This window comes from Emcibacter sp., assembly GCF_048269205.1.
Taxonomy (GTDB): Bacteria; Pseudomonadota; Alphaproteobacteria; order Sphingomonadales; family Emcibacteraceae; genus Emcibacter.
Genome location: NZ_JBLXJC010000001.1, coordinates 1,338,999 through 1,362,371, shown reverse-complemented (window position 1 = coordinate 1,362,371; position 23,373 = coordinate 1,338,999). Strand labels below are relative to the sequence as shown.

The following is a 23,373-nucleotide window of genomic DNA, read 5'->3' as shown; positions in this document are numbered from 1 at the left end:
GGGCAGGGAAATCCGGGCAGGGAAATCCGGGCCTAGAGTTTCCCTGCTTTTTCCTGACGATATTTCCTGACCGCCAAGGGAATGCTGGACAAATAGAGAAATCCGATCACCGACATGGTAACCCAAAGGTGGGTCACAAGAAGCGAGAACAGAATCGCCACCCCCAGGAAGTAAAACATCACATAGTCGCGATTAATCGCCAGCCGCTTGAAACTGAATGTGGGGATATGGCTCACGGCCAGCAGGGCAATGACACCTACATAGGCAGAACAGACGATCGGGTTGCGCATAATCTCTAAATCAGTCTCAAAGGACAGGATCATGGGCCATACAGCGAGTGCCGCTGCCGCAGGTGACGGAATGCCGGTAAAATAGTTTTTCACTTTCTTGCCGCTTGTGGTTTCCTCGGTCAGTTCGGTGTTGAAGCGGGCCAGCCTGAGCACCATGCAGATAACAAAGGCAAGAGAGACAGCCCACCCCAGCCCCTTTACATCGTTAAGCACCCACATGTACATGATCAGGGCCGGAGCGACACCGAAGGAAACAATATCCGACAGGGAATCCAGTTCCGCCCCAAACTTGCTGGTCCCTTTGAGCATTCTGGCAACCCGGCCGTCCAGGCCGTCAAAGACGCCGGCCACAAGAATACAGACGACCGCTGCTTCCCACTTGCCAAGAATGGCAAAACGAATGGCAAACATGCCCGAGCAGAGCGCAAGGATGGTTATCATGTTCGGCGCCAGACTCCTGACCGGTAAAATCGGAATTCTGGAAGTGCCTTTTTGGGGATCCTGAATGCCGCTCACCGGATTTCGCCTTCCCGGTCTTTTTCACGGATCTTCTCGTTACCGATGACCGTTTCCCCGGCAATAGCCCGCTGTCCGACGCAGACCTGGGAATGCACGCCTTCCGGCAGATAGACATCCACCCGGCTGCCAAACCGAATCAAGCCAAAACGCTCACCGGCCTTCATCTCGTCACCATCCACAGCCCAGCACAGGATACGCCGTGCCACCAGGCCAGCAATTTGCACAAAGGCAATCTCTTTACCGCTTTCAGTCTCCATCAGAATGGCGTGACGCTCGTTCTCTTCGCTCGCTTTATCCAGGGAAGCATTGAGATATTTTCCCGGTGTATAGGCCTGACGGACAATCTTCCCGTCTGCGGGGATCCGGTTCACATGCACATCGAAGACGTTCATGAAAATACTGACCCGCATACGGGGTTTGTCCCCCATTTCCAGCTCGGCAGGGGGAACGGCTTCGCCAACAGACTGGACAACGCCGTCAGCCGGACTGATGATAAGCCCTTCCTTGACCGGCGTGACACGATCCGGGTCCCGGAAGAAATAGGCACACCAGACGGTCAGGATAATTGCCAGATTGACAAAAAATGACGGCATTTCCATCAGATACAGAAGAAGTGTGGCGACAAGAAAGGCGCCAACAAATTTATACCCTTCACGATGTATAGGCACAAAAACCGATAGGATACTGTCCATGGTCAAGACTTTCTGTTGATTCAACATTCTGTTTATTCTTAATCCACTAGGCGAAAATCATCAAATGCTTTCGGTCTCGGGGACTGCGCTTTCCTCCAATGCCGCAAGTTTTTCGCGAGCTTCGGAAGCTTCCTGCTGTTTCTGCCACATGCTGTAGTAAACTCCCTTTTTCGCAAGTAGGTCACTATGACGCCCGCGTTCCACAATGTGGCCGGCCTCCATGACCAGAATTTCGTCAGCATCTATAATAGTGGACAAACGATGGGCAATAACAATTGTGGTCCGGTCTTTCGCTACCAGTTTCAGCGCCGCCTGAATATCCCGTTCCGTATGACTGTCCAGGGCAGATGTCGCCTCATCAAGGAGCAGAATGGAGGGATTCTTCAGGATCGTACGGGCAATGGCCACCCGCTGCTTTTCCCCACCGGACAGTTTTAGTCCCCGTTCACCCACTTCCGTATCATACCCCTCGGGAAGGCTTTCGATAAATTTATCTATCCGCGCCAGGCGGGCCGCTTCCTCCACCTGTTCATCGGTCGCCTCCGGGTTGCCGTATCGGATGTTATAGCGAATGGTGTCATTGAACAGTACCGTATCCTGCGGCACCACACCAATATGACGACGTACAGACGACTGGGTCACATCACGAATATCCTGTCCGTCGATTTTCACATGTCCGGCAGCGATATCATAGAAACGGAACAATATCCTGGAAATGGTCGATTTGCCGGCTCCGCTCGATCCGACAATAGCCGTCATCGTGCCGGCCGGTACTTTGAAAGAAACATCCCTGAGGATCTGCCGGTTTTCCGCATAGTAGAAGGAGACATTCTCAAAAGAAACTTCACCACCATTTATAGTCAGGTCAGTTGCACCAGGCTCGTCCTGTATCTCGGCGTTCTCGGATATGATTAAGAACATTTTCTCCATGTCTACAAGAGACTGCTTGATCTCCCGGTAGACAAATCCCAGGAAGTTAAGCGGCTGGTATATCTGGATCAGCAAAGTATTGACGAGAACAAAATCCCCGATGGTCAGAACGCCGTCAACTACCCCCTTTCCAGCCAGGATAAGGACAACCACCAGGCCAAAGGAAATAATGACACCCTGCCCCACGTTAAGAAGTGTCAGGGACAGTTGGCTTCTTACAGAGGCATCCTCATATCTTTCCAGCGCAACGTCGTAGCGCCGGGCCTCGTGCTCTTCGTTGTTGAAATATTTTACAGTTTCGTAGTTCAGCAGACTGTCGATGGCCTTGGTGTTGGCCCGGGTATCGTGCTTGTTCATCTCCCGGCGGTATTTCAGACGCCATTCCGTAATCGCGATTGTGAAATAGATGTATCCGCCCAGACTTACGAAGGTTACGGCGGCATAAAGAAAACCGAAATTGATCCAGAAAATAGCCGAGATCAGCACAAGCTCCAGCAACGTCGGCAAAATATTGAACAGCATAAACCGGAGAAGAAAATCAATCCCCTTGACCCCGCGCTCGATAATTCGGCTGAGCCCGCCTGTCTTTCGGTCCAGATGAAAGCGTAGCGAAAGTATATGCAGGTGCCGGAAAGTTGTCAGCGCCACTGTTCTAAGGGCATGCTGTCCCACTCTCACAAATATGGCGTCCCGGAACTCGCCGAAAACAAGGCTGAGCACCCGGGCTAACCCGTAGGCCAGGATCAGACCCAATGGAAGGGCAACAGCGAGTCTCTCTCCGGGCATGCCACCTTCCCCGGAAAGCATGTTGATGGCGTCCTTGAGCAGGAACGGCACATAGACACCGATCAGTTTCGCTGACACCAGGAAAAACAGTGCCAGAATGACTCTGGTTTTAAGATCGGTACGCCCCTCAGGCCATAGGTAAGGCAGAAGAGTCTTTACCGTCTGCCAGTGATTTTCCTCTTTTTCCGGGTCTTTTTTTTCCGGATTCTCCGCCATTGATCTCATCGAATGCCCTGTTTTTAATAAATAATTTATAAGTATTTCATAATATTCGTTTAAATGGTTATTCTGTTTACACTATTTTAAGGGGGCCAAATTAGTCTGTCATGACCATAAGCAACCAGCTTTAAGTGGAGTACGCAGGTGTCAGAAGCTATCATAAAAAACACCTCGTTTGATATGGGTACAAACGTGAATAAAAACAAGAAATCAGACGCAAGTATATACGAGTTAGATCGCCTTCTCGAAAAGCTAGCCTCTCAAGTCACAGATGAAAAGCTCGAATTGCCCGCAAGTTTCTCCTTCCGCTGGCACAATATCCCCTTTGCCGGCCAGATCCTGTCATACGAAGGCAGTAACAAGCTGGGACTAAACCTGGTCGCCAATCTGGGACATGTTTCCTACAGTGCCGAAGACCGCTCCCGCAGGCTGGAACTGCTGGCCCTGTTTATGCCGCTGGTTCGGAAAGGCGAATTTGTTATTAACCGGCACAGCCAGATTCAAATGATCACACAGACCAGCTTCTCGGGCGGCCTCAACGCCATAAATATCATGTCCGCAATGACCTTCACGCTGCTGGATATTCGCGACAAGATAACCGACATCGCCGCCAGGATTGACACCTGAGGTTAATGCAGGTTTTTCATAACCGCTCTTTTAGTTTTGCTGCTGTTCCTGTTTAGGCAGAGTGAATTTCTGCCCTGGATAAATCAGGTCAGGATCCCGGATAACTTCCCGGTTGGCGCTGAAAATCATGGTATAATGGAAACCCGAACCATATAGCTTGCGGGCGATATGCCACAGACTATTTCCCGGATGAACAATCACCTCCCCCTTTGCCCGGCCCGGATCTATCTCCAGCAACGGATCAAAAGGCTGTTCGATACGAACCTCCACGTCGTCACCGTCAAGCAACTGGTCAAGGCGAAGAAGATGTTCACCGTCAGCAAGCTTATTCTCAAAGGAAATTGTCCAGCCTCCGTCTTCGGAACCGTTAACCTCCCCCACGTAATCATTGTCCAGGTAAATCCGAACAGTCGAAAGGGGCGCCGCAGTGCCTGAAATCATAACCCGGCCCTGGTCATCATAATCGAGAGAATCCAGTGACAGCCCCTTGGTCAGTTCACCAAGGTTCAGCTTTCTCGGTTTCTGCAGGACGCGGCTTGGTCCGTGCCCGGCGCGCGGGGACAGGATGGCCACCACGCCTTCTGTTTCATCATCAATGAACCGCTGTTCATCCCGGTCCGGCACGGCCACGATCACCACGTCGCTTGAATAGACGTCAAAGGAACCGGGCATCTGGGATTTCAGGGAAAGCTCGGTAGGCCCGCCCGGCAGCGGCGTATCAAAAATCAGCACCCATTCGCCGTTCCTGTCGGCAACGGCGGCACCGATTTCATCTTCCCAGGCGTATATATAAACATCGCTGTTGGGTTCTGCCCGACCGGCAATCACACCTGTCCCGTTACGGCTGATACGTACAATATCGAAAGTGGGAATGATGGTGCGGACGACTTCTTCACTGGCGGTTTCTACGGACTGGGTTTTCAGTTCCTCGTCCTTGAGAAGGTCGGAACTGAAGATATCCATGCCGCGCTCGTCGGCAAAGAACATGATCCAGATAACCGCACAAACGGCAACTACACCCAACAACGTCAAGCTTGCCTTCAGTGCCCAGTCGGAACTGCTGCTATCCCTTTTCCGGGGTGGTTTTCCGAGATCGTCTGCCAAGAAACTACCAAATCACCTAAGTTTGTTTCTTCTGATATATAACGGCTGGCGCACAGATGCCAGAACCAATTTTATTTTACATCAGGAAATGAAATCATATTCTGCATGATGTTATGAAAATTTGTCCAAACTGTGACTACAGCTTCACATTTTTATGAAACAGAAGAGCAAAACCTTTTATAGTGATAATCACACAAAAAGAAACGGACAACCTGATGGCCAATATCAAATCCATTTGCGTCTATTGCGGCTCTAAAAACGGAAACAACGGTAACTTTACCGCCCTCGCCCGGGACCTGGGCCATATGATGGCCGACAACGGCATACGCCTTGTCTATGGCGGGGGAAGTATCGGGCTCATGGGCGTAATCGCCCGGGCCGTCATGGAGAAAAACGGCGAAGTTACTGGCGTCATTCCCGGACATCTCGAAGACCTGGAGGTGGGAGAGAAAAATCTTACCGACAAATTTGTCGTCGGCAACATGCACGAGCGCAAACGCATGATGTTTGACCATTCCGATGCCTTTGTCATTCTGCCGGGCAGTATCGGCACCCTGGACGAGACCATTGAAATGGTCACCTGGAAACAACTGCAACTGCATGACAAGCCGATTGTGATTGTCAATGCCGACAACTACTGGAACCCGTTCCTTGACATGCTGAAACATATTGTCAGTGAAGGGTTCATGACGGACTACACACTGGAGCTCTTCGAGGTGATTTCCGGCCTGGATGAGCTGTTGCCACTGCTGGAACGGTTGCCCGAACCACAAATCGATCCGAAAAATACCCTTTTTTAGCAAGATTCTTTGCTTTCGGGACTTCCAAACAGCGATATCCGGTGGTATGTTGCGCCCCATCAAACAGGCAATCTTCCCTGCCTGATTTACGGAATTCTGCTAACCCCGGCAATCATGCGGATTGCCGCCGAACTGAATAAGGGTCCAATATGGCAAAAATCAAAGTTGCAAATCCGATCGTCGAACTCGACGGCGATGAAATGACACGCATTATCTGGGCGTGGATCAAGGAAAAACTGATCCATCCCTATCTGGATGTCGATCTTAAATATTATGACCTGGGCATCGAGGCCCGGGACGAAACCGACGACCAGATTACCGTTGATGCGGCCAATGCCATCAAGGAAATCGGTGTCGGCGTAAAATGCGCCACCATTACTCCCGACGAACAACGCGTTGAAGAATTCGGCCTGAAAAGAATGTATCGGTCCCCCAACGGCACCATCCGTAACATCCTGGGCGGTACCGTATTCCGCGAGCCGATCATCTGTTCCAATGTGCCCCGGCTGGTGCCCGGCTGGACAGACCCCATTGTCATCGGCCGTCATGCTTTCGGCGACCAGTACCGCGCCACTGACTTCCTGGTTCCCGGTGCTGGCAAGCTGACCATCAAGTTCGAACCTGAAGGCGGCGGCGATCCCATCGAGCACGAAGTCTTCAACTTCCCGAGCGCCGGTGTCGCCATGTCCATGTATAACCTGGATGACAGCATTCGCGATTTTGCTCGCGCCAGCATGAACTACGGCCTGGTCCGCGGCTGGCCCGTATATCTGTCCACCAAAAACACGATCCTGAAAGCCTATGATGGCCGCTTCAAGGACCTGTTCCAGGAAGTTTTTGACAGCGAATTTGCCGAAAAATTTGCCAAAGCCGGCATCACCTATGAGCATCGCCTTATTGACGACATGGTGGCCTGTGCCATGAAATGGAACGGCAAGTTTGTCTGGGCCTGTAAGAACTACGACGGCGACGTACAGTCCGACACCGTTGCCCAGGGTTTCGGTTCCCTCGGCCTGATGACATCCGTTCTGATGACCCCAGACGGGAAAGTGGTAGAATCCGAAGCGGCGCACGGTACCGTGACACGTCACTATCGCATGCACCAGGAAGGCAAGGAAACCTCCACCAACCCGATCGCGTCCATCTATGCCTGGACAGGTGGCCTTAAACACCGTGCCAAACTGGACAGCAACGACGAGCTGATGAAGTTTGCGACCACACTGGAAAAAGTCTGCGTGGAAACCGTGGAAAGCGGCTCCATGACCAAAGACCTGGCCCTGCTGGTTGGTCCGGAACAGGGATGGCTCACCTCACGCCAGTTCTTCGACAAAATCGACGAGAACCTGCAGAAAGCCATGGCATAAGCTTTTTTACATCCGGAAAGAAAAAGGCCCGCACAACATGCGGGCCTTTTTTGTTGCACTGTTTTTGCTCAGGCCAGATCCGTATCACATTCGGGCTGACCGTAGTCTTCGGTCTCATAGCTCCTGTACTGGGCCTTTAGACGTTCTTCAATCTCCGGATAATTTGCCATCAGATTCTGATAGTCGTTAACCTCAAGCACCAGAAGCTGACAGCGCGACATGGCAACATAATTGGCATTGAAGTTTGCGTTTTCTACCAGCGACTTAACACCGAAAAAAGCCCCCTCCCGCAACCTGACAATATCGCGACCACTTCGCCGGGCCACCTCTCCATTAACAATCAGATACATCTTGTCGGCCTTGTCCCCGGCCCGGGCGATCAGACGTCCTTCCGAGACCACTCGTGATCTCAGATATTTGGCAATGGAGGTAATCATGGCCGCATCAAGGTCGCTGAACAGCGGCACCCGAGCCACGAGCCCCCAGCGGACAACGAACTCCTGCCGGTGAATCTCGTCAGAAAAACCGGAAACCAGAATCCCGATAGGAAGGGCATACATGGCCAGACCGAAAATCATTACGATGCCGCCAAAGGATTTACCCAACACCGTAACCGGGATCACATCGCCATAGCCAACCGTTGTCAGGGTCGCCAGCGACCACCAGACCGCCTTGGGAATATTGCCGAAGGCCTCCGGCTGGATTTGACCTTCGATATAATACATGATGGTCGCAGAGAAGAGCACCAGACCCGCCATAATGATCAGGGTTGCCAGAAGAGCGCGACGCTCCTCATAGATTACCCGCCCCATGGAACTAAGCGCCGGAGAGTAACGCATCAGCTTGAAAATACGCAAAAGCCGGAAGATAAGCAGGAAACGCAGGTCCAGACCAAAAAAGAAAAACACAATCATCGGCGCGATGGCAATAAAATCGATCACCATCAGGGGACTGAGCGCGAATTTCAGACGGAACCCGACACTGCCCACCTTATCTGCTTCCGAGAGATATTCCTCGCTGGCCCAAAGACGCAGCAGATACTCCACCAAAAAAACTGCCAGGGAAAATATCTCGAAATACAGAAGGGGTACATAATAGGCATCGTGAATGGTGTCCACTGTGGCCAATGCCATGGCAACAATATTCACCAGGATCAGGGAGATCATGAAAATGTCGAAGACCTGACCGGTTATGGTACCGGTCCCCCCCACCTCCATAATTTCAAAAATTTTGCGCCTGATTGGTTTATTAGTCGCCGCCATATATTCCCTCAATAAAAAAGGCCGCTTTTTACAGCGGCCTTCATCTTACAAACCTGCGATCAAATTTTCTATGGCTTTTATGGCGTCTTCCGCCTTGCCCCCGTCCGGCCCGCCTGCCTGGGCCATATCCGGCCGGCCTCCGCCGCCTTTGCCGCCGACCGCTGCCGCACCCGCCCGCACCAGGTCAACGGCGCTCACCTTGTCAGTCAGATCGTCAGTGACAGCCGTCAATACCGCTGCCTTGCCGTCATTGACAGCCACAAAGGCAATAATACCGGAACCGATCCTGCCCTTGGCCTCATCGGCCAGACCGCGCAGGTCCCTGGCCGCAACGCCGTCAAGCACCTGGCCAAGGAAGGTGAAATCGCCGACAGTCCGGGCCTCCTGGCCGGCCGAGGCTCCCCCGCCCCCCATAGCGAGTTGCTTTTTCAGCTCGCTAATTTCCTTTTCCATAACCTTGCGGTCGTCGAGAAGTTTTTTCAACCGTTCCGGCAACTGTTCCGGCGTCACCTTGAGCGCCGCCGTAGCTTCCGTAAGGTAAGACTCCTCCTCCTCCACATAGTCCAGGGCGGCCTGACCTGTAACAGCCTCGATCCGGCGAACACCGGAAGAAACAGCACCTTCGGATATGATCTTGAACAGCCCGATATCGCCGGTCCGGCTCACATGGGTACCGCCACACAGTTCTACCGAAAATTTGTCTTCAGGCCCCTGCTTCAGCCCCATGGAAACAACCCGGACCTCATCGCCGTATTTTTCTCCGAAAAGAGCCATGGCCCCGGCCTCAATGGCATCTTCGGGTGTCATCAGACGGGTTACAACTTCGCTGTTCTGACGAATGATGCGGTTCACCGATTGTTCAACGGCTCTGATTTCATCATGTGACAGGGCCTTCGAGTGGCTGATGTCAAAGCGCAGCTTGTCAGGCGCGACGAGAGACCCCTTCTGGGTAACATGATCACCAAGGGCGTCCCTCAGAGCTGCGTGAAGAATATGGGTGGCGGAATGATTGCCGCGAAGACGACTGCGGTTTTCTCCATCCACCTGCATGTCGACAATATCGCCAAGCCTTATTTCCCCGTCCAGAACCTTGCAGTGATGAACATGCAGGGCATTCAGCTGTTTTGAAGTGTCCGTCACCTGTATTTTCAGACCGGCTTCACTGCTGATGGCGCCCATGTCCCCCATCTGACCGCCGGATTCACCGTAAAAGGGCGTCTGGTTGGTCAGTATGGCAACCGACTGTCCCTTGGAGGCGCTGTCCACCTTCTTGCCGTCGACAACAAGCCCCACGACCTTGCCTTCCGCACGCTCGGCCGTATAACCGACAAATTCTGTCGCTCCCTGCGCGTCATAAAGCTCGAACCACAATTCGTCCGTGGCTGCCTCACCCGACCCTTTCCAGGCGGCGCGGGCATCAGCCTTCTGCTTGGCCATGGCTTTCGCGAAGCCCTCCTCGTCGACACCATAACCTTTGGAACGCAAGGCATCCTGGGTCAGGTCGAGGGGAAAACCATAGGTGTCATAGAGCTTGAAGGCCACATCCCCGGCCAGAGTTCCGCCCTGGGAAAGCTCTTCCACTTCTTCATCCAAAAGTTTAAGACCACGTTCCAACGTCTTCTGAAATCGGGTTTCTTCCAGTAAAAGTGTTTCCGTAATCAGGGCTTCTGCACGGCCCAGTTCAGGGAATGCCTGACCCATCTGGGCGATCAGGGCCGGCACCAGACGATACATCAACGGATCCTGGCAACCGATCATGTGAGCATGGCGCATGGCCCGGCGCATGATCCGACGCAACACATATCCCCGTCCCTCGTTCGAAGGCAGGACGCCATCCGCAATCAGGAAACAGCTGGACCGCAGATGATCGGCAATCACCCGGTGCGAAATATTGTGCGCCCCATAGGGATCCACACCGGTGAAATCGGCCGAAGCCTCTATCAAATGCCAGAACAGGTCTATTTCATAATTGTCATGAGTTCCCTGCAGAACGGCGGCAATTCGTTCCAGCCCCATGCCGGTATCGATGGACGGCTTGGGCAGGTCGATCCTGCTGCCATCCGCTTGTTGGTCGAACTGCATGAACACCAGGTTCCAGATTTCCACGAAACGATCGCCGTCCTCATCCGGGGAGCCCGGAGGACCGCCGGCGATATGTTCCCCATGATCGTAAAATATTTCCGAGCAAGGGCCGCAGGGACCGGTATCCCCCATGGACCAGAAGTTATCAGAAGTGGCGATACGGATAATCCGCTCTTCCGGCAGTCCGGAAATTTTACGCCAGAGGTCAAAGGCCTCATCGTCTTCATGGTAGACGGTAGCTGTCAGCTTGTCCGCAGACAGACCATATTCCTTTGTAATCAGTTCCCAGGCATAGGAAATGGCCTCTTCCTTGAAATAGTCACCAAAGGAGAAATTGCCCAGCATCTCGAAAAAAGTATGATGGCGGGCCGTATAGCCCACATTGTCAAGATCGTTATGCTTGCCGCCGGCGCGCACGCATTTCTGGCTTGAAGCAGCACGTACATAATCCCGGTGCTCGACGCCGGTGAATACATTCTTGAATGGCACCATACCGGCATTGGTAAACATCAGGGTCGGGTCGTTGTGCGGCACAAGAGGACTGCTGGCAACAATCTCGTGATCGTTTTTCCGAAAATAGTCCAGGAAAGCACTCCGGATTTCATTGGTGCCTTTCATATTATACTCAACCCTTTCCCTGGCAGAGGCTCTGCAGTCTCCAGCCTGTATTAAATCTCCTTGCCCGTCAATATATCGAGCATCTTCTTAGGGATAGTCTTTTACCGCCTCAATATGGCCCTGTCCAGCGTTGTATACGTCTTTGAAACACAGGCCCTGCAATAAAAAAGGCGCCCCGGGGGCGCCCTTTTCGAAATCAAACAGATGACCTATTCATCCTCTTCCCGAATGGTGGCGCCTTCCTTGAGCATGACCTTGTCAAGGATGCCCGCATTATGACGGATCGCCTGCTCTATGGTTCCGGCAATTTCCGGGTTTTCCTTGAGGAAACGCTTGGCGTTTTCACGCCCCTGGCCAATACGCTGGCTGTCATAGGAGTACCAGGATCCGGACTTTTCCACGATTCCGGCTTTGACGCCCAAATCAACAAGTTCGCCCATCTTGGAAATACCTTCCCCATACATGATGTCAAATTCGATCACCTTGAACGGCGGCGCAACCTTGTTCTTGACCACCTTGACCTTGGTCTGGTTGCCGACAATTTCCTCTTTTTCCTTGATGGCGCCGGTGCGGCGGATATCAAGGCGGACGGACGCATAGAATTTCAGAGCATTACCACCGGTAGTGGTTTCCGGGCTGCCGTACATCACACCGATCTTCATCCTGATCTGGTTAATGAAAATCACCATGCATTTGGACTTGGAAATGGAGCCGGTCAGCTTGCGCAGAGCCTGGCTCATCAGGCGGGCCTGAAGACCCACATGGGAATCTCCCATTTCACCTTCCAGCTCGGCCCGCGGTGTCAACGCGGCCACACTGTCGATCACCAAAAGATCAACCGCGCCGGAGCGCACCAGGGTATCGGCAATTTCAAGGGCCTGTTCCCCGGTATCAGGCTGGGAAATCAACAGTTCGTCAATATCGACACCCAGCTTGGAGGCATAAACCGGATCAAGGGCATGTTCCGCATCCACGAAGGCCGCCACACCACCGGTACGCTGAATTTCAGCGGCGGCATGCAGGGCCAGGGTCGTCTTGCCTGAACTCTCCGGGCCATAAATTTCGATGATCCGGCCTTTTGGCAGACCGCCAATACCAAGGGCGATATCCAGACCGAGTGAACCGGTCGATACAGCCTCAATATCCACAGCTGTGTTGTTCTGCCCCAGCTTCATCACAGAACCCTTGCCAAATGCACGTTCTATCTGTCCAAGGGCTGCCTCAAGAGCTTTCTGTTTATCCATATTATCCTGTCCGACCAGCTTCAGCTGCGATGTTGCCATAATCCTTCTCCTCTTATTCCATAGCCCGTTCAAGGTTGCAATGAAGGATAATGTACATGTTTTGTTCTTTTTTGCAAGAACATTTTTAACCCATTGTATTAATGGAGAAAAAATTATAGTTGTCTATAAATGTTCCTGTAAAAAGAACAAAAAAAAGACCGGTAGCACTGACGTCAACCGGCCCGTCTCCCAGAATCAGCTGTCATTCAGTTTTCCAGAACATCCTTCACCTGTTCCGCAAGCTGTTTAAGACTGAAGGGCTTTGGCAGGAAATTGAAGTCCTCTTCCCCCAGATTCTTGTCAAAGGCGTCTTCCGCATAGCCGGAAATAAAAATCACCTTAAGAGTGGGATATTTCTCTTTCACTTTTTTGACCATGGTCGGTCCATCCATCTGCGGCATCACTACATCACTGATGATCAGATCCAGGTCCCCTTCCAGCTCATTCACAATCTTGAGCGCCTTGTCACCGCTGTTTGCCTCATAGATCTTGTAGCCCTTGTTTTTGAGCGCGCGGGAGGCAAACATCCTTACCGCATCCTCATCTTCAACCAGCAGGATGTTGCCCTTGCCCGTCAGGTCCTTGGCCGCTTTCTTTTCACCCTCTTCGGCAACCTGGTCCTCTTCCACATCCCGTTTGCTTTCCTTGTGCATGGGAATATAGATGCTGAATGTGGTCCCTTTCCCAAGTTCACTGGTCGGGAAGATAAAACCGTCAGTCTGCTTGATAATACCGTAAACGGTCGACAGGCCGAGACCGGTCCCCTTGCCAACTTCCTTGGTGCTGAAGAAAGGTTCGAAAATCTTGCCCAGGTGTTCCTTGGCAATACCGGTACCGGTATCTTCCACTTCCAGAAGCACGTAATCGTTGGGCGGCATCACCTTATAGCGCTCGCTGATCTTGGTTGACTCCTGATAGGGAATATTGCGGGTCCGGATCATGATCCTGCCGCCCTCCGGCATGGCATCCCTGGCGTTCACACAGAGGTTGATAATCACCTGTTCCAGCTGCCCCTGGTCGACCTTGACCGGACCAAGGCCGCGGCCGTGCTTCATTTCCAGCTCGATGGTCTCACCGATCAGGCGCCGAAGCAGGTTGGACAATTCTGCAAGAACATCGGTAATGATCAACACCTTGGGACGCAGGGTCTGCTGACGGGAAAAGGCCAGAAGCTGACGAACGAGGTTGGCCGCCCGGTTGGCATTCTGCTTGATCTGAATAATGTCGGAGAAAGACTGGTCACCGGGACCATGGCGGACCAGCAACAGGTCGCAAAACCCGGTGATCGCCGTCAGCAGGTTGTTGAAGTCGTGGGCAATGCCGCCGGCAAGCTGGCCAACGGCCTGCATTTTCTGTGACTGGGCGAACTGCAACTCCAGGCTTTTCTGTTCGGTTGTATCAATCAGATAAAGAATGGACACGCCATCGTGCTCTGCAAAATGTTCGAGCCGGGTGATATAGAGCTGCCCCCGCTTTTCCTCCCTGCCCTTAAAGGCCACATCGGCAACCGTGCTGGCCTCACCGCTTTCAATGGTATGTTCTATTTTCCCGATGATCTCTTCATAGTCCTCGGTTTCGAGAAAATCCTTGAGCCGTTTAGTCTTTACAAGCCCGAGAGCCGCAAGAAAATTCCGGAAAATGGTGTTCCGTTCCAGAACCTCCCCCTTTGCCGTCACAACCGCAATACCGATGGGAGAATCCATAAAGAAATGCTCGATATTCACATCAGACGGCATGGCATGGGCAACTGCTTCCCTGCCGGGCCGCAGCAGGACATACAGGGAAAGGTCGCTTTCCCCATACGCCGCTTCCATGTCTTCAACGGCATGCACTTCCAGCATTACCTTTTCGCCGTCGCCGCTCCTGAATGACACCTTTCCATCAAGAGTGGTTTTTTCCTGTTCCGTCAATTCCTGAAGCGGCAGCGGCAACTGCAATTCACCGCTTTCGCTTTCCCCGTCAATAACCCATTCCCGGAACAGGTCGTTGACATAGACCACTTCACCATCGCCATTGACAGCCATGAAACCTGCATCCCCAAGCTCCATGAGGCGCCCGATCCCGGACAAATCGATTCTCCGGCCAAGTTCCGGCACCGGATTTTGCGCAGCGTCGCCCGCCACGATATGCCAGCGAATATAGCCTTGCCGCTCTCCCTCGTGATACAGATCCACGGTGAGCAAAAGCGGATGACGTTTCGTATCCTGCACGGTAATATTCAGGCTCTTCTTTTCTCCGGGTTTCAGTTTCCGGACAATCGCCTCAAGCTCAACCTTCTCGCTATCATTGACAAAAGAAAGGGCAAAAGGCGAGACCTTCTGTTCTCCGCCGATGCTCTCGACCAGTTGGCGAAATCTGGAGTTGGCGTAGATCACCTCCCCCGCACGACTGGTCAGCAGATAGGCCTGCTCATTACCGTTTTCTGCAAAAACATGGGCAGACGCTTCCGCAGCCGCGAAAGACCGCTCCCGGTACAGGAAATAGGCGATGATAACGGCTGTCACCAATATAACGCCGGCACCAAGGATTACGCCTGCGCTGACAAACCCCGTCCCGAAACCGAAGATAAACAAGGCAAGTGCAAAAAGGACGCCAATTCCCGCCAGCGTCAGCAAAAAAGCATAGTCGACGGCCTCACGACCTACCTCGGCATCTGAAACATAGGCGCTGTCTTTGGTGATCGGGCTGAATTTGTTCATTTTATTGTTCTTCAGTTTTCGTGTCCGGGATTATTATTGTTCTGACTTTATTATTTTGGCCGATTTAAGCAGGTTTCTCTCCCGGTTTCAATGTCGGTCGATAGCTTGCTCTTTGTCCGGCTTTCAGCTTGAGAATATAGCCGATTACTTCAGCAACCGCCCGGTAATGTTCCGGATGAATTTCATCATCTATTTCAACAGCCGCATGAAGGGTCCTGGCCAGCGGCGGATTTTCAAGAATAGGAATATTGTTTTCCTCGGCAATTTCCCTGATTTTCAGGGCAATATTGTCCACACCTTTGGCAACCACGACCGGAACTTCCATGGCACCCTGCTGATATTTCAGGGCAACCGCAAAGTGGGTCGGGTTGGTGACAACCACATCAGCCTCGGGCACCGCAGCCATCATTCGTTTGCGTGAACGTTCCATCCTGATCTGGCGCAACCGCGCCTTAACCATGGGATCGCCATCGGTTTGCTTCATCTCGTCCTTGATTTCCTGCTTCGTCATGCGCATCTGTTTCATGAACTGAAAACGCTGAAACAGATAGTCGAGGCCGGCGATGATGGCCATGACGAAAATAACGCCTCCAAGCATCCTGAGCACCATCTGATAGACGATCTGTACCACATCGGATATCGCATGCGTCATCATCTGCTCAAGCAAGTTTCTATCGGGCCAGATCAGAATAAAGACCACTGCTGCCACGATGCAGATCTTGAGGATGGATTTGCTGATCTCCGCAACATTCTGCATGGAAAAAAGCCGCTTGAGACCGCTTAAAGGAGAGATTTTATTGAGCTTGGGCTTGATTTTCTCAACAGACAGCATCGGCTTGTGCTGGATGACAGTCCCGACCAGCGCCCCGGCAAGGAGCAGTATGACGGGCAGAATAAGGACAAACCCAATCTGACCAAAGAGCCGGGCCAGGAATGACTGGAGACCTTGAGGGTCAGTAGGAATTTCATAAGAAAACTCGAGAATACGTGCCAGGGAATCGCTGACCCCCCCCATGGTGGAAGCGCCGCTGATCAACACCATGAGAGTTGCGGCCAGCAGGATAAAGAAATGCTTGACCTCCTGACTCTTGGCGACCTCGCCCTTCTCCATGGCATCCTGGAGTTTCTTGGCCGTGGGCTCTTCGGTCTTTTGTGACTGATCCTGATCTTCCGCCACAGGAACTCCTCAATCCTATATTTACACAAGAAACAGCGACAGGCTGTTTTCCATATATTGCGTGAACCACGCCATTGCCGCCGCGAGAACAATTATCAAAATGAGAAAACCCATCATGATGTTCAGGGGCATGGCGATAAAAAACACCTGTAACTGCGGCATCAACCGGGCAAGTATACCAAGACCAATATTAAAAATCAGTCCATAAACAATAAAAGGTGTCCCGATCTGCAGCCCCAGCCGGAATGAATTTTCCACTGTATCCAGGACCCGCTGGGCAAAATCATTCAACATCAGCTCCGAACCTATGGGAAACAGCTTGTAACTGTCATGCATGGCACCAATCATCATATGGTGAAGATCCGTCACCAGAATCAGGGTCGTCCCCATCAGTGTCAGGAAGCTACCCATCTGGGCACTTTGCGCCCCTTGCACCGGGTCGAATGCCTGGGCGGTCGCCAGGCCGCTATTCATGGCAATAATGGTCCCTGCCACATGCAAAGCACTCATCAGAAGACGGATTGACATTCCGATCATCAGGCCGATGGCAACTTCCTTAAGCACCAGAATAAACAGCAGGAGGGGCTGGTCCGGCATAACCGGTATGTCCGACCTGACAACAATATAAACCAGGAGACTGACACCCAGGGCCATGCTCAGCCTGATCCTGGGGGCAACCGCGGTCTCCCCGAGAGCGGGCAGCACGGTGAACATGGCGCCAAGGCGAGTAAAAATCAGCAGAAATCCGAATACTTCCTGCGGCAGATACTGACTAAACAAGACCTATGATCCGTTCGGCGATATGTTGCATAAAGGTGCCCAGGGTCTCACCCATGAAAGGCAGAAAAAAGAACAGGGACAGGAAAATAGCGATAATCTTGGGTACAAATGTGAGGGTCATTTCCTGAATTTGCGTCAAGGCCTGGAAGAGTGAAATAAAAAGGCCGACAATCAGGGCGATCATCATCACCGGGCCCGCCACCTTGATCAGTACCCAGATGGATTCCTGTGCCAAATCAATGACGTCTGCCCCATTCATGTAAAATAACCTTTGTGTCTGAAACCCCAGCCGCCGTCAGATGGGCATTCTGATAATGTCCTGATAAGCGGAAATCACCTTGTCGCGAATTGCCACAACTGTATCCAGGACCATTTCCGCATTCTGAACATTGGTCACCACATCGACCAGGTCCGCCTGTTTGTTGAGCGCCTGAATACCGGTGGCCTCGTTTGTGGCCACGGCTTCAGCTGTCGCCCCCAGGCTTTCTTTCAGGACCGCGGAAAAGGAACCTGCGCCATTTCCTTCCACGGAACCGATTGGCGAGATTTTCTCGATTTTATTGTCAATGCCGGATATCCCCTGATTTTTCAGGGCGCTTGCATAGGCATTTGCGGCATCCATGGCTTTGATGTTCATTGTAAAAACTCCCTGATCCCGCTTATCTCAGAAGATCAATGGTGCGCATGATCATGTTCTTGGACACGTCAATGGCGTTGAGGTTCGCATCGTATGACCGCTGCGCCTGTTTCATGTCGATGGCTTCCACCAGGGAATTCACATTGGGTGTCCGGATATAGCCGTTTTCATCGGCAGACGGATGTCCCGGTTCGTATTCCATACCAAAGTCGGACTTATCAAATTTGACATCACTGACCTTGACTTCATGAATTCCTATCTCGCGGTTAAGCTCGTTAACGAAAGTGATCACTTTGCGCCGGTAGGGATCCTCGCCGGGCGTATTGGAGACGGAGTTGGCGTTAGCCAGGTTTTCCGAAATCACCCTCATACGAACGGTCTGCGCCTTCATTCCGGCGGCGGATATTATCATGGATTTTGACAGATCCATCTTAGTCTCCTAAATCAGCTTTTCTTGCCAAGAGCCGTTTTCAGCAACCCGACCTGCTTTTTATACAGGTTGACGGCCATTGTGTAGTCCATCTGGGTTTCCGTCATTTTAATCAGCTCGTCTTCCAGGTTCACGGCGTTTCCATCGGGACTGGTCTCGGAAAAACTGGCTTCTATTTCCTTGATCTCAAATGCAGTACCGTTGGAACCACCTCCGGACAAATGCTCACGTTCGTCAGTTTGCAACTGCAAACTGCCGTCACCTGCATGCTGGTCCACATGTGCCTTGAAGCTGACTTTCTTCAGATCCCTGGGGATATACCCCGGTGTATTGGCGTTGGCAATATTCTGTGCCAGGACCTTTTGCCGTTCATTCAGCCATTCCATTTTTTTGCTGATTGAACTGAATATGGAAATCTTATTCAGGTCCATTCACTTTACCTTGTTCAATGTACCGTTGCCGGACATTCAATCGCATCGATAAAATAGATTCAATGATTAACGATACAACACTACGAGCCTATTGTGGAGAGATAAAATTAACAATCTGTTAATCTCCTGCCCCGAGAATGCTTTCCGAGCAAAAAAACATCCAAACTTGCGGCACGAACAGCATATATTATGGTTAATAATAAGTACTGTAATTTTTTTCTGCCTGTGCTTATTATCCATGATAATAACGAGGAATAATCAAAACTGGAAAAACCCATTGATGACAAAGGACAACTTCCCCCGAGAGAAACGCCAGACCGCGGTCGCCCTTAGCCAGGAAGGCGAAAGGGAAAACGTGCCGCGCATTACGGCGACCGGTAAGGGAGAGAATGCGGAAAAAATTCTGGAAATTGCCTTTGCCAGTGGCGTAAAGGTCCGGCAGGATGAAGACCTCGTCACTCTACTGGGCATGTTTGACGAAGGGGAGCTTATTCCTGTTGAAGCATTGGAAACAGTCACGGAAATCCTGAGTTACCTTTACAATGGCGAGGTCAACCTCAACAAAGAGAGCTATGACAGGCCGGCCGCGAACCCGGAAAGGGGCAATAACTGATGGATATTGTGAGTTACGGTCAGTACCTTATTGCCCTCCTGTTTGTTATCGCTCTGCTTTTTGGCTTGGCCTATGCCGCAAAGAGAATGGGGTTGTCGGCACGGGTAACCATCCATTCTCCAAAAGCCCGACACCGGCGCCTCAATATTGTGGAGATTTTACCTATCGACGCCAAGCGCAGGCTTGTCCTGGTCCGACGTGACCAGACAGAGCATCTTCTTATGCTGGGCACGGAAAGGGATCTGGTTGTCGAGCAAGATATTTCCGTACCGCAAACAGACGAGCGGGACACAGGGGACGAGAAAGTATGATGAAAAAATTCACAAACAGGTCGGCCCTGTTTTCCCTGGTCCTGACTGGCTTGCTCGGGCTTTTCCTGTTTTCCCTGCCGGCAGAAGCACAGCAATTCAGCCTTGATCTCGGGGAAGAAGGAAGCCTCTCGGGACGCGTTGTCCAGCTCATCCTTCTGATGACCGTGCTCAGTCTTGCTCCGGCAATTCTCGTGGTCATCACTTCTTTTACCAGAATCATCATTGTCTTCTCGCTTCTGAGGAGCGCCCTTGGCACCCAACAGACACCGCCGAACGTTGTGTTGATCAGTCTGGCCCTGTTCATGACGGGATTTATCATGGCCCCCACCATCCAGGATGCCTATGAGCAGGGAATAAGTCCACTCATCGAGGAACAAATAACCGAGGCAGAGGCCTTTGACCTTACCGTTCAGCCGTTCCATAATTTCATGATGCGTCATGTCCGGGAAAAGGACCTCGTCCTGTTTCTGGACCTGTCGGGCACAGAACAGCCGGCGAATCCGGCGGCCACCCCGCTTCAGATCGTTGTCCCCGCCTTTATGATCAGCGAACTGCGCCGGGCATTCGAGATCGGCTTTCTGATTTTCGTTCCGTTTATCATCATTGATCTCATTGTGGCCTCGATCCTTATGTCCATGGGCATGATGATGCTGCCGCCGGTCATGATTTCCCTGCCCTTCAAACTGATTTTCTTTGTGCTGGTGGATGGATGGCATCTGATCGCCGGCAGTCTTATCCAGAGCTTCAATACCGGAATACCGGCAGGATAGATAGCCTGGAGATCAGTTGGTCCTGCTGACCTGATCGGTATTGCTGGCGAATTCGTTGCGATAGGCGTCCATAAAGGTCTCCAGGCGATCAACGCTCGCAATGCTTTGGGTCAGACGCCTGACGTCATCCCCGCTTCTCTGCTGCTGAGCGGTGATGACCTCAAAGGCATCGGCATATTTTCCATTCTGCATATGGTCCATGTAACGTTCCCGCACAGTACCCAGACCATTGTTCTCCTCCGCCAGCGACAGGGCAACAGCAAGCCTCAACACCGTCAATCGCTCATCGGAAGTCAACGGCTGATCCGACTGCCAGCGATTTCCGAGCAGTTTGTTGCTGTGTGAAATCACACGGCTCCAGTTTTCCGATTTCCAGTAGATATCAGACCTGAGCTGTTCGATTTCCTCTCCGTTGTAATCGGATAACAGAACTTCGGCTTCTTCATAGCTGCCAAGCTCGATCAGGGCCCGAGCCTCAATCATCCGGCGCCGGCGTTCGATATCATCCGGTGTTTGGGCCTGGCGGGTGAAACGGAGAATTTTCAGGGCTTCGTCGGACCTGCTGTCCAGTATGTAGATCATGGCCAAGCGGCTGGCGACATCGGCCTGGGCAATCCCTTTCAGCCGGTGTTTTATCTGATGGTCCAGGATTTCCGCAGCCTTGTCCAGAAGGTCCACTGAAACCAGCCTGTCGGCCAGGCGGCGGGTCATCAGGTCGCCATCAGGACCGAGCGGTGTCAGTTCCCGATAGTCGTTATAAAGGGCTACAGCCTTGATCGGCGCAAGCCGGTCGGCTCCTCCTTCCAGGAAAAGGCCCCTGTATATGGACGACATGGTCTTGGTCAGTTCCCGGGTCTTCTTGCTGTCCCTGAAATAGGTCGCCGCCTGCCTCAGAGTCTCAAGCCCTGTCCGGTAATCACTCTGCTGGACATACAATTCGCCAAGCCGGGAGAGAAGTTCCAGCTCAAAATCATCACCGCGCCAGGAAAACCGAAGTTTTTCAAGTCTGTCAATGGCTTCGGCCGGCGCTATCTTTCCACTTTCCAGTTCCGAATTAACCAGCGCCAGGCTGGCCCAGGCGCTTGTCTTTCGCACCCCGGCCTTGATCACCCTGTCATATTCGCCTTCGGCTTTTTCCCGGCTTCCGGACAATTCAGTGAGTTTCGCCTGCCAATAGTCAACTTCCGTCAGCTGCTCGGCAGATAACGGATATTTGCGGAGAATTTTCATCTGGTCAGACATAAATTCCAGATCGCCCTTCCGATAAGCCGCCCGAATTGCAGACAGAAGGAATCTGGCTCTGTCTCTGGGTTCATGCAGAGACAGAATGTCCGATCCCTTTTTATAATCCTGGAGCACCCTCTCATCGTTGCCCAGAGCCCCGTTGGCAACGGAACGCCAGAGATAGGCGTCAAGCTCTGTCATCAAGCCCTTATGAGTCAGAAGCCGTACTGCCTCATCATAGCGCCGCAACAGAATATTCGTCACCCCGAGAACCGCCCTGTATTCCGGACTTTCCAGAAGCTCTGGCTCCTGCTCGCGCATTAGCTCAAGAATTCCGTAGGCGTCAGCGGCAAAGCCATTCCCGAGATAAAACCTGGCCAGATCCCAGCGCGCCTGATTTCTTTCATCATCTGTGGTCTGGGACAGAGAATACAGAAGCTCACGCCGGTTAGCATCGAATTCGCTATTCCGGTCCGGCCCCTCTCTCCACCTGCGCAGATCTATGAGTCTGACATCTTCCGCCGTCTGCTCAGACTTTTTCGTCTCGTCCTTTTCCATCACAAACTTGCTGGAAAGGCGGCTTCTCGACATGGACAACCCGTCATCGGAAGAAATTCCCACACCGTTTCTGTAGCGCACGACCTCGAGCCTGTCCGAATAAAGCTCCACGGCAATTCCCTGGGCGGTTTCCAGCACGCGGAACTCTGGATATTCCCGCCTCTTGATCACACCCTGGGAAGATTCCTGCGCCGGTGCCATGAAAATCCTGTCACCAATCACCGGGTCCTTGACCGTAATCAGAGAGCCGACACCTTCATAGGAGAAGAAAAAGTTTTCCCCTTTGCCGCTCCCCCTTTGCTGGCCAATGTCGATGGGCAACATGGCAACCGAATAGTTCGACCTCAAAGCAACTGACCAGGCATGCCCGTCTTTGGTTGCCTTCGCAAAATACCCGGGGGCCATTTCATAGATAAATATGGTGGCTTTATCATGTGGAATCTTGCGGAAACCGTTGATAGTACTGTTTTTGCCAATCCAGCCGGCAAGAGCAGACTGATCAATCTCAGCTTTGCCCTCGAACGCCACCCACAAAATGTTGTGTCGGATGAATACTGCCGCTTTTACATCCTTATCCCAGGGAAATGTCAATATCGGCAGGTCCTTTGAACCGGATACCCTTAGGGCTAAACCAGTCTTCCCTGCAACAGCCGTTTCTTGGATTTGCTCCGTATGAACTTTAGTTGTGGCCGCAGCCGCTACTACGTTGGACTCCGCTTTATCCGCTTTCGGCGGCGTGACGGGTTTTACTCCCGTTGCTGCGGTGGAGGCATCCTCGTTAGCCATCTCAATCAGATCAACGACGACCTTGTTTTCAGTGACAAAATGCTCGAGACGTCCAGTCTCACGCAGCTCCATCGTCACAACAAGTCGGCCATTCTCAATTGAATAACTGGGATTCTGGAGGAAACGGACAGGCTCCAGCGGCAACAGCCCGAAATCAGGTTCGGCTGTCCGGCCAAAGGTGATACGGAGCCTGTTATCGACAATGGCGGCCGTATAGTCCACAGGCTCGGTCCAGTCAAACACAATGCGGCTAAAGGTCAAATGATCCCCATTTCTGACTTGCAGACGCTCCTGGGCAAAGAGCTGTTGCTGCCAAAAAACCACAAAGGCCATCACTGCCATGACACAGAGATGGCTGAGGACCGTCATGACCTGACGCGT

21 protein-coding genes are annotated in these 23,373 nt (G+C 52.2%); 6 read left to right on the top strand and 15 right to left on the bottom strand.

Annotated features, from left to right (window positions below; translation table 11 throughout):
- Nucleotides 1–32 precede the first annotated feature (32 nt).
- The 3 genes from pssA to ACN0YD_RS06365 all read right to left on the bottom strand — a co-directional run bounded on the left by pssA (nucleotide 33) and on the right by ACN0YD_RS06365 (nucleotide 3,442).
- Nucleotides 33–731, bottom strand: coding sequence for a CDP-diacylglycerol--serine O-phosphatidyltransferase (pssA, locus tag ACN0YD_RS06375; protein WP_417317948.1), 699 nt, complete (start codon nucleotides 729–731; stop codon nucleotides 33–35).
- A 71-nt stretch (nucleotides 732–802) separates the two neighbouring features.
- A complete protein-coding gene (locus ACN0YD_RS06370; RefSeq protein ID WP_417317946.1) occupies nucleotides 803–1,528 on the bottom strand; it encodes a phosphatidylserine decarboxylase in 726 nt (241 codons plus the stop codon).
- Nucleotides 1,529–1,561: 33 nt separating this feature from the next.
- Nucleotides 1,562–3,442, bottom strand: coding sequence for an ABCB family ABC transporter ATP-binding protein/permease (locus ACN0YD_RS06365; RefSeq protein WP_417317944.1), 1,881 nt, complete (start codon nucleotides 3,440–3,442; stop codon nucleotides 1,562–1,564).
- Nucleotides 3,443–3,628: 186 nt separating this feature from the next.
- Here ACN0YD_RS06365 and ACN0YD_RS06360 point away from each other — a divergent pair, with 186 nt between their 5' ends.
- A complete protein-coding gene (locus tag ACN0YD_RS06360) occupies nucleotides 3,629–4,063 on the top strand; it encodes a hypothetical protein (protein WP_417317942.1) in 435 nt (144 codons plus the stop codon).
- A 30-nt stretch (nucleotides 4,064–4,093) separates the two neighbouring features.
- On the opposite strand, the gene ACN0YD_RS06355 is transcribed toward ACN0YD_RS06360, so the two are convergent.
- A complete protein-coding gene (locus ACN0YD_RS06355) occupies nucleotides 4,094–5,167 on the bottom strand; it encodes a LysM peptidoglycan-binding domain-containing protein (protein ID WP_417317940.1) in 1,074 nt (357 codons plus the stop codon).
- A gap of 215 nt (nucleotides 5,168–5,382) precedes the next feature.
- On the opposite strand from ACN0YD_RS06355, the gene ACN0YD_RS06350 reads away from it, so the two are divergent.
- Complete coding sequence (locus ACN0YD_RS06350) at nucleotides 5,383–5,967, top strand: TIGR00730 family Rossman fold protein (protein WP_417317938.1); 585 nt, start codon at nucleotides 5,383–5,385, stop codon at nucleotides 5,965–5,967.
- 149 nt (nucleotides 5,968–6,116) lie between these two features.
- Nucleotides 6,117–7,331: an NADP-dependent isocitrate dehydrogenase gene (locus tag ACN0YD_RS06345; protein ID WP_417317936.1), complete on the top strand. Its 1,215-nt coding sequence runs from the start codon at nucleotides 6,117–6,119 to the stop codon at nucleotides 7,329–7,331.
- Nucleotides 7,332–7,399: 68 nt separating this feature from the next.
- On the opposite strand, the gene ACN0YD_RS06340 is transcribed toward ACN0YD_RS06345, so the two are convergent.
- The 10 genes from ACN0YD_RS06340 to flgB form a co-directional block, all read right to left on the bottom strand.
- Nucleotides 7,400–8,593 carry a cyclic nucleotide-gated ion channel gene (locus tag ACN0YD_RS06340; RefSeq protein WP_417317934.1) on the bottom strand — a complete coding sequence of 398 codons (1,194 nt, stop codon included), beginning with the start codon at nucleotides 8,591–8,593 and terminating at the stop codon, nucleotides 7,400–7,402.
- Nucleotides 8,594–8,638: 45 nt separating this feature from the next.
- Nucleotides 8,639–11,293, bottom strand: a complete 2,655-nt coding sequence (alaS, locus tag ACN0YD_RS06335; protein ID WP_417317932.1) for an alanine--tRNA ligase — start codon at nucleotides 11,291–11,293, stop codon at nucleotides 8,639–8,641.
- 209 nt (nucleotides 11,294–11,502) lie between these two features.
- Nucleotides 11,503–12,576 carry a recombinase RecA gene (recA, locus tag ACN0YD_RS06330; RefSeq protein WP_417317930.1) on the bottom strand — a complete coding sequence of 358 codons (1,074 nt, stop codon included), beginning with the start codon at nucleotides 12,574–12,576 and terminating at the stop codon, nucleotides 11,503–11,505.
- A gap of 206 nt (nucleotides 12,577–12,782) precedes the next feature.
- Nucleotides 12,783–15,275, bottom strand: coding sequence for a response regulator (locus tag ACN0YD_RS06325; protein ID WP_417317928.1), 2,493 nt, complete (start codon nucleotides 15,273–15,275; stop codon nucleotides 12,783–12,785).
- A 64-nt stretch (nucleotides 15,276–15,339) separates the two neighbouring features.
- On the bottom strand, nucleotides 15,340–16,452 hold the full coding sequence (gene flhB / locus ACN0YD_RS06320) for a flagellar biosynthesis protein FlhB (RefSeq protein ID WP_417317927.1): 1,113 nt from the start codon (nucleotides 16,450–16,452) through the stop codon (nucleotides 15,340–15,342).
- A 21-nt stretch (nucleotides 16,453–16,473) separates the two neighbouring features.
- Nucleotides 16,474–17,232: a flagellar biosynthetic protein FliR gene (gene fliR, locus ACN0YD_RS06315; RefSeq protein ID WP_417317925.1), complete on the bottom strand. Its 759-nt coding sequence runs from the start codon at nucleotides 17,230–17,232 to the stop codon at nucleotides 16,474–16,476.
- Nucleotides 17,225–17,491, bottom strand: coding sequence for a flagellar biosynthesis protein FliQ (fliQ, locus tag ACN0YD_RS06310; protein ID WP_417317923.1), 267 nt, complete (start codon nucleotides 17,489–17,491; stop codon nucleotides 17,225–17,227). The genes fliR and fliQ overlap by 8 nt, the downstream gene beginning before the upstream one ends.
- A gap of 36 nt (nucleotides 17,492–17,527) precedes the next feature.
- Entirely contained in the window at nucleotides 17,528–17,869 is a 342-nt protein-coding gene (locus ACN0YD_RS06305; RefSeq protein WP_417317921.1) for a flagellar hook-basal body complex protein FliE, read from the bottom strand.
- 22 nt (nucleotides 17,870–17,891) lie between these two features.
- Nucleotides 17,892–18,299: a flagellar basal body rod protein FlgC gene (gene flgC / locus ACN0YD_RS06300; protein WP_417317919.1), complete on the bottom strand. Its 408-nt coding sequence runs from the start codon at nucleotides 18,297–18,299 to the stop codon at nucleotides 17,892–17,894.
- A gap of 14 nt (nucleotides 18,300–18,313) precedes the next feature.
- Nucleotides 18,314–18,730, bottom strand: coding sequence for a flagellar basal body rod protein FlgB (flgB, locus tag ACN0YD_RS06295; protein WP_417317917.1), 417 nt, complete (start codon nucleotides 18,728–18,730; stop codon nucleotides 18,314–18,316).
- Between the two features lie 280 nt (nucleotides 18,731–19,010).
- On the opposite strand from flgB, the gene ACN0YD_RS06290 reads away from it, so the two are divergent.
- The 3 genes from ACN0YD_RS06290 to fliP are packed head-to-tail and all read left to right on the top strand — an operon-like array spanning nucleotide 19,011 to nucleotide 20,424.
- On the top strand, nucleotides 19,011–19,343 hold the full coding sequence (locus tag ACN0YD_RS06290; protein ID WP_417317915.1) for an EscU/YscU/HrcU family type III secretion system export apparatus switch protein: 333 nt from the start codon (nucleotides 19,011–19,013) through the stop codon (nucleotides 19,341–19,343).
- Nucleotides 19,343–19,654, top strand: a complete 312-nt coding sequence (locus tag ACN0YD_RS06285; protein ID WP_417317914.1) for a FliO/MopB family protein — start codon at nucleotides 19,343–19,345, stop codon at nucleotides 19,652–19,654. Before ACN0YD_RS06290 ends, ACN0YD_RS06285 begins: the two co-directional genes overlap by 1 nt.
- Nucleotides 19,651–20,424 (top strand): flagellar type III secretion system pore protein FliP, encoded by a 774-nt coding sequence (gene fliP, locus ACN0YD_RS06280; protein WP_417317912.1) that lies wholly within the window; start codon nucleotides 19,651–19,653, stop codon nucleotides 20,422–20,424. The genes ACN0YD_RS06285 and fliP overlap by 4 nt, the downstream gene beginning before the upstream one ends.
- Nucleotides 20,425–20,436: 12 nt before the next feature.
- Here the strand turns inward: fliP and ACN0YD_RS06275 are convergent, their stop codons facing one another.
- Entirely contained in the window at nucleotides 20,437–23,361 is a 2,925-nt protein-coding gene (locus ACN0YD_RS06275) for a tetratricopeptide repeat protein (protein WP_417317910.1), read from the bottom strand.
- Nucleotides 23,362–23,373 lie beyond the last annotated feature (12 nt).